The 9,935-nt window shown below is 65.9% G+C and carries 4 protein-coding genes; 3 read left to right on the forward strand and 1 reads right to left on the reverse strand.

Annotated elements, in window-relative coordinates:
- Positions 1-57 precede the first annotated feature (57 nt).
- Entirely contained in the window at positions 58-1,158 is a 1,101-nt protein-coding gene (locus tag HMPREF3174_RS05535) for a YlbL family protein (RefSeq protein ID WP_062613489.1), read from the forward strand.
- Between the two features lie 43 nt (positions 1,159-1,201).
- On the opposite strand, the gene HMPREF3174_RS05540 is transcribed toward HMPREF3174_RS05535, so the two are convergent.
- The gene (locus HMPREF3174_RS05540) at positions 1,202-1,738 is read right to left on the reverse strand and encodes a PPA1309 family protein (RefSeq protein ID WP_062613490.1); all 537 of its coding nucleotides are present in this window, start codon (positions 1,736-1,738) and stop codon (positions 1,202-1,204) included.
- A gap of 160 nt (positions 1,739-1,898) precedes the next feature.
- On the opposite strand from HMPREF3174_RS05540, the gene HMPREF3174_RS05545 reads away from it, so the two are divergent.
- Positions 1,899-4,886: a UPF0182 family membrane protein gene (locus HMPREF3174_RS05545; RefSeq protein ID WP_236698661.1), complete on the forward strand. Its 2,988-nt coding sequence runs from the start codon at positions 1,899-1,901 to the stop codon at positions 4,884-4,886.
- 360 nt (positions 4,887-5,246) lie between these two features.
- Positions 5,247-9,935 (forward strand): endo-alpha-N-acetylgalactosaminidase family protein (locus HMPREF3174_RS05550; protein ID WP_168160565.1); only part of this gene is annotated, 4,689 nt, incomplete at its 3' end.

Genomic DNA, 9,935 nt, shown 5'->3' on the forward strand with positions numbered 1-9,935 from the left:
CCGCACCGGACAACGCGGGGCGGTGCGCCGAGCGCGAAGTTCCGGAAAGAGGATCACATGTTCACTTCTCGCCCCTCCAAGACCGTCATCTCGGGTGGCATCTTCGCCGTTCTGCTCGCGGCGGGTGCCGCGCTGCCGTCGTCGTATATGGTGCAGCGCCCCGGCCCGGTCCTGGACGTGACCGAGCACGGGGAGAACCTGGTGACGGTCGGGGGCACGCAGACCTTCGATTCGGGCACGCATTTCCTCATGACCACCGTCAACGCCTTGGGCAACGCCGACGCCGGCATCTCGGGTGCCGTGGTGGCCTCGGCGCTCCTGACCTCAGACGAGGTGGTGCCGGTGCGCGCGTACTATCCCAAGGAGGTGTCCTCGAGCGAGGTCAACGAGCAAAACGTTCAGCTCATGACGAGTTCGCAGGACACGGCCGCCGCGGTCGCCTTCGAGGAGGCGGGGATGGACGTGTCGATGACGCTGAGCGTGGCGGGCGTGCCCGAGGGCTCCCCGGCAGAAGCGATCCTGCAGGAGGGCGACGTGTTGCGCGCGATCACGACGCCGGAGCGCACGGCCACGATCGGAACCTTCCGCCAGATGACCAACGTGCTCGACGATACGGCGCCCGGTACGCAGGTGACGCTGACGATCGAGCGCGACGGTTCGGAGCAAGAGGTCACGACGACGACCCGAGGCTTCGAGCCCGACGTCACCGGCTGGGTCCACCCCGGCTCGGTGCTCGGAATCTACGTCTCGGTCGCTGATGTTCAGCTGCCCGCGCAGGCCACCTACGAGGTGGAGGGGATCGGCGGGCCCTCGGCCGGCACGATGTTCACCCTCGCCATTTACGACGCCGTCACGCCCGGCTCGCTGGGCGGGGATGCGGTGATCGCCGGCACGGGTGCCATCGCCTGGGATGGCGACATCGAGCCGATCGGGGGGATCCGCCACAAACTCGCGGGGGCAAGCGCGGCCGGCGCCACGGACTTCATTGCCCCCGCCTACAACTGCCCCGAGACGATCGGGTACGAGCTCGACGGTCTGAATATCTGGGCCGTGCGCACGATCGACCAGGCCATCGCCGCCGTCGAGGCGATCGGCGCGGGTGACACGAGCTCGCTCACGCCCTGCTCGGCGCTGCCCGAAGTGAACCCGGAGGGCTAAGCGCCTGCGGCCCGCCGCCCGGCGGCGGAGGCTGAGCCAGCGCTTAGGGCTGCTCGGCGAAGCCCATCTTCAGCCCCTCGACGATGCCGGGGATGAGGTTGGCGCCGGAGAGGACCTTGGCGTCGTCGTCAAACTTGCGCATGCGGATCGCGCACCAGCTCTCGCCCGTGCGAAGGACGGAGGCGACGATGCGCACGTCCTGCCGATCCGGGTGTTCGGCCAGCATCTTCTCGGCTTCGACCGGGTCTTCGGGCAGGGTCACCTCGGCGCTGGGCGGAAGAATGATGCGCTCCACGGCGAGGGCCGCGCCATCGACGTCGGCGGGCCAGACGATGCGGCCCAGGAGCTCCTCGAGCGTATCCACCGGGGGCAGGCCCTCCTGCTCGATGGAGAACAGGGTGGTCTCGTCGTTGATCGCGTCGGCCTGGACGTCCGATGGGAGCTCGCCGGCGAGCTCGGGATGCTGGGCGAGCGCATTCTTGGCGAGTGCGAGGGCGAAGAGCCGGATCGGGGCATCCCAGCCGCCGGTGGCCACGTGCCGCTCGATCTCCAAGGTGGACTTCTCCAACGAACGAGTCATGGGGGTCTTCGTATTTTCAGTCACGGCCTATTCTTACCACACGCCACCGGCAAGCTCTTAGGTGAACCGCATGGCGCCCCGCGCGGCAGATGTTATACGGTTTTGTCAGTTCTAACGTGCCGAAATGCCCGCAAAACGCGGCCATGAAACGAGGTTTATCTTGACTACATCCACCGAAAAGGAGCATCGGGCCCGGCCAGGAGCGTTCATCCCCACGCTGATCGTGCTCGGCTTGCTGGTGTTTGCGCTCATCGGCTTTGCCGGTTTTTGGACCGAGCTCAAGTGGTACGAACAGATTGAGGCCGCGCGCGTGTTTTGGACCCAGTACGGCGCGTCGATCGCCCTCGGCGCGATCGGATTCGTGCTGGTGTTCGGGGTCGTCGTGCTCAACCTGTGGATCGCGGTGCGCGAGCGCAAGACGCCGGAGAACGTCATTAACCTCGACGGGAACAACTTCCGCGACACGCTGCTGGGGCGCAAGTGGCTGACCTTCGGCGTGGTGCCCGCGGTGGTCTCCCTGCTGTTCGGCGCGGGCCTGGCCGGCAACTGGCAGACCTTCCTTCTGTGGATCAACCGCTCCTCGTTCGGGGAGGCGGACCCCGAATACGGCCTGGACGTGTCCTTCTATGTCTTCTCCCTGCCCGCGATCCACACGATCATGAGCTTCATGGTGACCTTGGTGATCCTATCGTTCATGGTGGGGGCCGTGGTCTACTGGATGACGGGCGATATCGGGGCGGGTCAGCGCGGATTTACCGTGTCGAAAAAGGCCCAGGCACACGCCGGCGTGTTGCTCGCGATCGGCACGCTCATGATTGCCGTCAACTACTGGCTCGCCCGGTATGACCTGCTGCTGGGCAATAACCAGCGCTTCTCCGGCGCCACCTACACCGACATCAACGCCTCCAAGCCGGGCCTGACGATCCTGGCGATTGTGGTGGTGCTCGTGGCGGGACTGTTCGTGGTCGCCGCGGTGCAGCGCCGCTGGAAGCCAGCCGTCATCGGCATCGCCTCCACGGTGGCCACGGCCCTCGTGGTGACGATGCTTTACCCGGCGCTCGTGGAGAACTTCAAGGTGCGCCCGAACGCGGCCGAGCTCGAATCGACCTACATTCAGCGCAACATTGACGCCACGCTCAAGGCCTACGACATGGCCCACGTTGAGACCCAGCAGTATGACGCGCGTACCGACGTCGAGCCGGGCCAGCTGCGCAAGGACTCGGAGACGGCGGCGCAGATCCGCCTGCTCGATCCGAACATCGTGGATCCCTCGTTCAACCAGCTCCAGCAGAACCGGCAGTATTACCAGTTCAAGGACCCGCTCACGGTTGACCGCTACGAGATCGACGGGCAGACGCGCGACACGGTGATCGCGGTGCGCGAGCTCAACCTCGGGGGTCTGGACGCCGAGCGTCGTTCCTGGGTCAACGACCACACGGTCTACACCCACGGCTTCGGCGTGGCGGCCGCCTACGGCAACACGATTACTTCGCGTGGCGACCCGGCGTTCTGGGAGGCCGGCATCCCGTCCACGGGCCAGCTCGGCGACTACGAGCCACGCGTGTACTTCGGTCAGCAGTCGCCGTCGTACTCGATCGTGGGCGCACCGGAGGGCTCGGACCCGTGGGAGCTCGACTACCCGGACGACACGGCCCCGAACGGTCAGGTGATGAACACCTACACCGGTAACGGCGGGCCGAGCGTGGGCAACGCCTTCGAGCGGCTCATGTACGCCATCCGGATGAGGTCGACCGAACTGTTCTTCTCTGACCGCGTCACCTCCGATTCCCAGATCCTGTTCAACCGCGACCCGCACGAGCGCGTGCGCAAGGTAGCTCCGTACCTGACCCTGGATACGAAGGCCGTGCCCGCGGTGGTGGACATGGACAACGATCCGTCCACCCGCAAGGACCTGGTGTGGATCATCGACGGCTACACGACGTCGAACAACTACCCATACTCGGCGCGCGAGACCCTGACCGAGGCCACCGCGGATGCGACGACGACCGGCCTGGGTCAGCCGCGCCCGGAGGAAATCAACTACATTCGCAATTCGGTCAAGGCCGTGGTCAACGCCTACGACGGCTCGGTCACCCTCTACCAGTGGGACAACGACGATCCGATCATCAACGCCTGGAAGTCCATCTTCCCCGGCCAGATCACCGAGCTGTCCGAGATGCCGGGCGATCTGATCGCCCACGTGCGCTACCCGGAGGACCTGTTCAAGATCCAGCGCACCCTGCTGGCGCGCTACCACGTGACGGACGCGAAGTCGTTCTACTCGGGCGGCGACTTCTGGAACGTGCCGCTGGAGCCGACCAAGGCCGCCAGCCCCACCACCCCGAAGCAGCCCCCGTACTACCTCACCCTCAAGATGCCGGGGGAGGACCAGACGGCGTTCTCGCTCACCACGTCCTACATTCCGGGCGGCCAGACGAACCGTAACGTCATGACCGGCTTCCTTGCCGCATCCGGCGACGCCGGCAACGAGAGGGGCGTCAAGGGCGAAGGTTACGGCAAGCTCAGCCTGCTCGAGCTGCCGCGAGACCTGACGGTGCCCGGCCCCGGCCAGGCGCAGAACACGATGCTGGCCAACCCGAAGGTGTCTACGGATCTCAACCTGCTCCAGCAGGGCGGCACGGAGATCATGCGCGGCAACCTCCTGTCGCTGCCCGTGGGTGACGGCCTGCTCTACGTCCAGCCGGTTTACGTCCAGGCGTCCTCGGGTACTCAGTACCCGACCCTGCAGTACGTGCTCACCCTGTTTGGTGACAACGTGGGCTTCGCGCCCACGCTGGATGAGTCCCTCGACCAGGTCTTCGGCGGTGATTCGGGTGTGAACGCGGGCGATGCCGGCGTCGTGGGCGAAAAGGAGGCCCCGCTCGAGGGTGCGACGCCGCCGGAGGAGCCGAGCACGGAGCCGACTGAGGATCCCCGCAGCGAGCCGAGCCAGGCGCCGATCGCGCCAGTGCCGGGTAGCGTGCAGGAGCGGCTCGATAGCGCGCTGAATTCGGCGAAGAAGGCCATCGAGGATTCGAAGGCCGCGCTGGACGCGGGCAACTGGGCGGACTACGGCAAGGCTCAGGAGGCGCTGGAGAAGGCGATCGACGACGCGGTCAAGGCTCAGCAGGAGATCGACGGCCAGTAGCTGGCGCTGAGTCGCAGGCAGGGGAGGGAGTCCGGGCGGGCTCCCTCCCCGTTTCCTGGTCCCCGTGGTCGCGCAGGTTTGGCCAATATGGCAAAAGAACGGTTTTGACGTGGTCGAATTTTGCCAGTTTTGCTGAAATGAGTTCTCCCATGGTCTAGGCTGGAAGCGTGAAGCCGTGAACATTGACGTTCAAGCTGGCTTTACAGATCACAAATCCAGCGACAGGAATAAAACATGCGATCATCTCCACAACGAAGTGCGGCGCTCATCGCGGGTGCAGCGCTGGCGATAGGCGGGATCACAGCCCCCGCCTTTGGCGTAACTTATACATACTCACCGATACCGCAGACGGGGATGTCTGTGGCCTACGCGGACTCGGTCGAGACCACGGGCGAAGGTGCCAACGGCCCGGCGAAGCTCGTTCTCGACGGCAACACTGACACTTATTGGCACACGAAGTGGAACCCTGCGAAGGATCCGCTACCTCACAAGCTCGTCGTGGACCTTGGCGAGAGCGTGGAGGGGCTCGGCCGTATCGTGCTGACCCCGCGCCAGTCCTCTAACGGTTCGGGCCGGTTCGGCAATTTCAACGTCTCCGTTTCTACTGACGCGGAGTGCGCGAACCCGGAGGCCTACGCCAGTAAAGACTCGGTCCCCGATTTTGAGTCCGTGGCGGACGAGTCGATCCCCGCGGCCCCGGATGCCGGCAAGCTTGCGCCGGTCAACGTCGATTTCGAGCCGACCGCCGCACGTTGCGTGGCGGTGACTATTAACAGCACATGGGGCGGCAACGACAGCGCGGAGCAGGTGGCCGCGCTGTCCGAGTTCGCGGCCTTCACCGCCGCTGAAAACGAGCCAGGCACCGAGCCGGAGCCGGCCGCTCCTCTCGAGGTCGTTATCCCCGAGGGTGCGCCCGAAATCACGGACGGCCAGCTCACCGTTCACACCCACCCCGCCTTCCCGCAGGTGGTGGACTACCAGCTGGGTGAGAAGCAGATGCCCGGCAAGTTCGGCGATGCGCTGACCTCGGTCAACATTGATGGGAAGGCGACGCCCGTCGTCGTCGGCGATCCGTCCGTCAGCGCGGACAAGACCGCGGTGACGTACCCGGTCAGCCTGCCGTCGGTGTCTGGATCCTTCGATGTGGTTATCTCGGTCAAGGACCAGGTGCTCGACTACCGCATCACGAACATCACTGACCCGGAGAAGAAGATCAACCGCATCCAGATCCCGGGGCTTGACCTCGTGTCGCTGGACTCGGTTGCCGACGCCACGGCGATGGTGGGCGGCGCGCGGATCAACACCAACCGCGCCGCGAACCCGGACAGCTTCCTCACGGTCGCGTCCACCGCCGACACGACTGCACGGGTGTGGATGGCGGTGGCAGCCGGCAACGGCCTGGCCGCCGGTTTCGAGACCAATGCGATTGACGACCAGACCGCCGTGTCCGGCACCTCGGGTAATGACCGCTACACGGTCCAGGTCCGCGAGCAGAATGGCAACCGCATCGGCACCATCTCCCCGTACGAATGGGTGCACCGCGGCGGCGCCGTCGTGCAGTACGACGACGGCAGCGGCATCGGGGAAGAGCCTGATCCCTTCATCCAGGTCAAGATCACGGCTGACGCGAACGCGGACGGGGCTGTCGACTGGCAGGACGCAGCGATCGCCACGCGCGACGTGCTGCGCCCGTTCGTCGGCATGAATGACACGAAGAACACCGTCATCACCCGCATCCCGTTCAACATCGTCTCCCAGGCCACCCACCCCTTCCTGCGCACGCTCGACGACACGAAGCGGATCGCGCTCGCCACGGATAACCTCGGCCAGCAGGTCCTGCTCAAGGGCTACCAGTCCGAGGGCCACGACTCGGCCCAGGGCGACTACGGCAACAACTACAACGAGCGCGCCGGCGGCCTTGCCGACCTCAAGAAGCTCGTGGATGCCGGCAAGGCCTGGAATGCCACCTTCGGTATCCATGTCAACGCCACCGAGTCCTACTCCGAGGCCAAGTGCTTCTCTGACGGGGTGAACGGCTACGTGGACGATGCCGCGAACGGCGTGGCCGCTCCGTGTGAGCTGCGCATGCCGCCGCGGCTCGCGTGGGGCTGGATGAACCAGTCCTACAAGATGAACGACAAGAAGGACCTGGCCACCGGCAACGTGCTCAAGCGCCTGGCGCAGCTGCGCAAGGACTTCCCGGCCGATTCGAACCTCAACTGGCTCTACTGGGACGTCTACTATGAGAGCGGCTGGCAGGCCGAGGCGTTCGCGTGGAGGCAGCAGCAGGAGCTGGGCTTCCGCCTGGCCTCCGAGTGGGCCTATTCGCTTCCCACCCTGTCCACGTGGTCCCACTGGGCCAATGACGAACCCTACGGCGGAACCACGAACAAGGGCCTGAGCTCCACGCTCATCCGCTTCGTGGAAAACGCTTACCGTGACACGTTCAACCCCGATCCGATGCTGGGCAACACCAACGTCCGCGAGTTCGAGGGCTGGGCGGGCAACGTCAACTACAACACCTTCATCCAGGGCATCTGGCAGAAGAACCTCCCGGCGAAGTTCCTCCAGCAGTCCGACATCATGTCCTGGACCAAGCCCGCGAACGGCCAGGCCGGCCGCGTGGTCTTTGCCAACGGCACGGAGGTCACCTCGGCGCAGACCGCGGTTGGCGGGTACGACTCCGCAACCGACCGTGTGGTCACCTATGACGGCGCCACCGTGCTGAACGGTGCAACCTACTTGCTGCCGTGGAAGGACGGCGGCGAGGATCGCCTGTACTACTACAACCCGAGCGGGGAGGCCACCACCTGGAAGCTCACGAATGCATGGGCCTCGCAGTCGAGCCTGAAGCTGTTCAAGCTCACGGCCACCGGCCGCGCCGAGGTCACCGACCTGCCGGTTTCGGACGGCTCAGTGACCATCCCGGCTACCGACGGCGGTGCCACTACGGCCTACGTGCTCTACCCGAGCAGCGCTGTTCCCGCGCCCGCCACCCCGAACTGGGGCGAGGGCACCGGAATTACGGACCCGGGCTTCTTCTCCGGCACCCTCGATAGTTACGACGTGACTGGCGACGCCACCGTCGCCACCTCCGAGCGCGGCAACTACCAGGCCCAGTTCGGCGAGGGCGCGGGCTCGATCTCCCAGGAGATCACCCTGCCCGAAGGCGACTACTCCGCCTGGGCGTGGATCGAGATCCAGCCGGGTAAGACGCGCGAGGTGAGCGTGTCCGTGACCGGCAAGGACGGCGTCGTGACACCGGGCGACTACCAGAAGGACGTGGACGGGGTGGCCACCACCACCATCACCACGTCGGGCGCGATCAATGCCACGGCGTCGGACGAGAAGTTCAAAACGCGCTTCCAGCGCGTGCCCGTCCGCTTCCACACCGACGGCAAGGCGATGACGTTCGCCATCACCGTGGGCGAGGGCGACGCGACCGTGGCGGTCGACGACCTACGCGTGGTGGCCTTCAAGGAGACCGACAAGGCCCCGACAGACGCGACCATCGCGTTCACGAACTTCGAGGACACCGACACCGGCTACTGGCCGTTCGTCACCGGCTCCACCCAGACCGGTGACGCCCGCACGCAGCTCGCCCTGCGCAACGAGCCCTACTCGCAGTCCGGCTGGTGGGGCACCCGCAACGGCCAGAACACCGAGGCGGGCCAGAAGCTCATCGACAACGTGCTCGACGGCGACTGGTCGCTCCTCGCCCACCAGGAGAACGGCGGGCTCATCCTGCGCACCACCACCGCGTCGGTGCCGCTCGAAGCGAACCGCACCTACAAGGTGAGCTTCGACTACCAGGCCGGCTACGACGGCGACTACCAGCTGGTCATCGGCCACGACGAGTCGACCGGGGATAGCTGGAAGGAAGTCATCGACACCCGCAACCCGATCGCGCAGAGCCGCGGTACAGGCTGGCAAGACGCCGACGGTAACGCCGGCAAGGGCACGTCGACCTTCGAGATGCAGTTCCGCGCGAGCTCCCAGCCGACCTTCATCGGTATTGTCAAGGCGGGCAACCACTACCAGGGCGATCTGACGATCGACAACTTCCGCGTGGAGGACCTCGGGCTGATCCCGGGCACCAGTATGGATGTCCAGCAGGTTGAGCCCTCGAGCGACGACGTGCGCACCTACGAGGTAACCACAACGGTGGATTCCTACGCTGACGACCTAACCGACGTGGCGCACAAGCTTCAGGCGCCCGAGGGCTGGACCGTCACGGAGGTGACGGCCGGCGCCACCGAGGCCACGAAGGACGCCGCGTCTGTGGCGACCTGGAAGGTCGATGCTCCGCGCACTTCCGAGCCCGGCGATCTGGTCTTCACCGGCACCTGGATGATCGGCGACAAGGCGGGCGAGGGCGCGCAGACCGCGACCATCGACCCGAGCAAGGCCGAGCTCCTCAACCCGATCGGTGGGTCAGACCTGACGGTCACGGACTTCAGCTCCCAGCAGACGTCCGATGAGCCGGCGCCGAGCGGCTTCGCTGCGGCGGCGATCGACGGCGATCCCAGCACCTACTGGCACACCCAGTGGAGCCCGAGTGTGCGGGGCTACCCGCACCACATCACGCTCGAGCCGGCGGCGGTCACGGATAACGACCTGACCTGTACGTTCACCGGTTTCGAGTACACCACCCGCCAGGGTGCGGCGAACGGTCGCATCAAGGGCTACGAGATCTACGTCTCGATGGATGGCGAGGACTGGGGCGATCCGGTCGCTACGGGCAACTTCACTGCCGACCTCGCGCCTCAGGTTGTGGAGTTCCCGGCCGTTGAGGGCAAGTTCGTCAAGCTGGTTGGCCTCGATGCCATCAACGGCGCTGTCTTCGGTGGCGCTGGCGAGATCCGCCTCGGCGGCACCTGTGCTACGCCGGAGCCGCAGCCCGAGCCGGAGCCGCAGCCGGAGCCCGAGCCGGAGCCGCAGCCGGAGCCTGGGACGTGCCAGGCCGTGGATCGTCCGTCGATTCCGGCTCGTGGCACGGGCCTGTTGGGTGAGTTCACGGGTGATCGTTTTGCTGACCTGTGGGCGGTT

It is taken from the genome of Trueperella sp. HMSC08H06, from assembly GCF_001808465.1.
GTDB classification, from domain to species: domain Bacteria; phylum Actinomycetota; class Actinomycetes; order Actinomycetales; family Actinomycetaceae; genus Trueperella; species Trueperella bernardiae.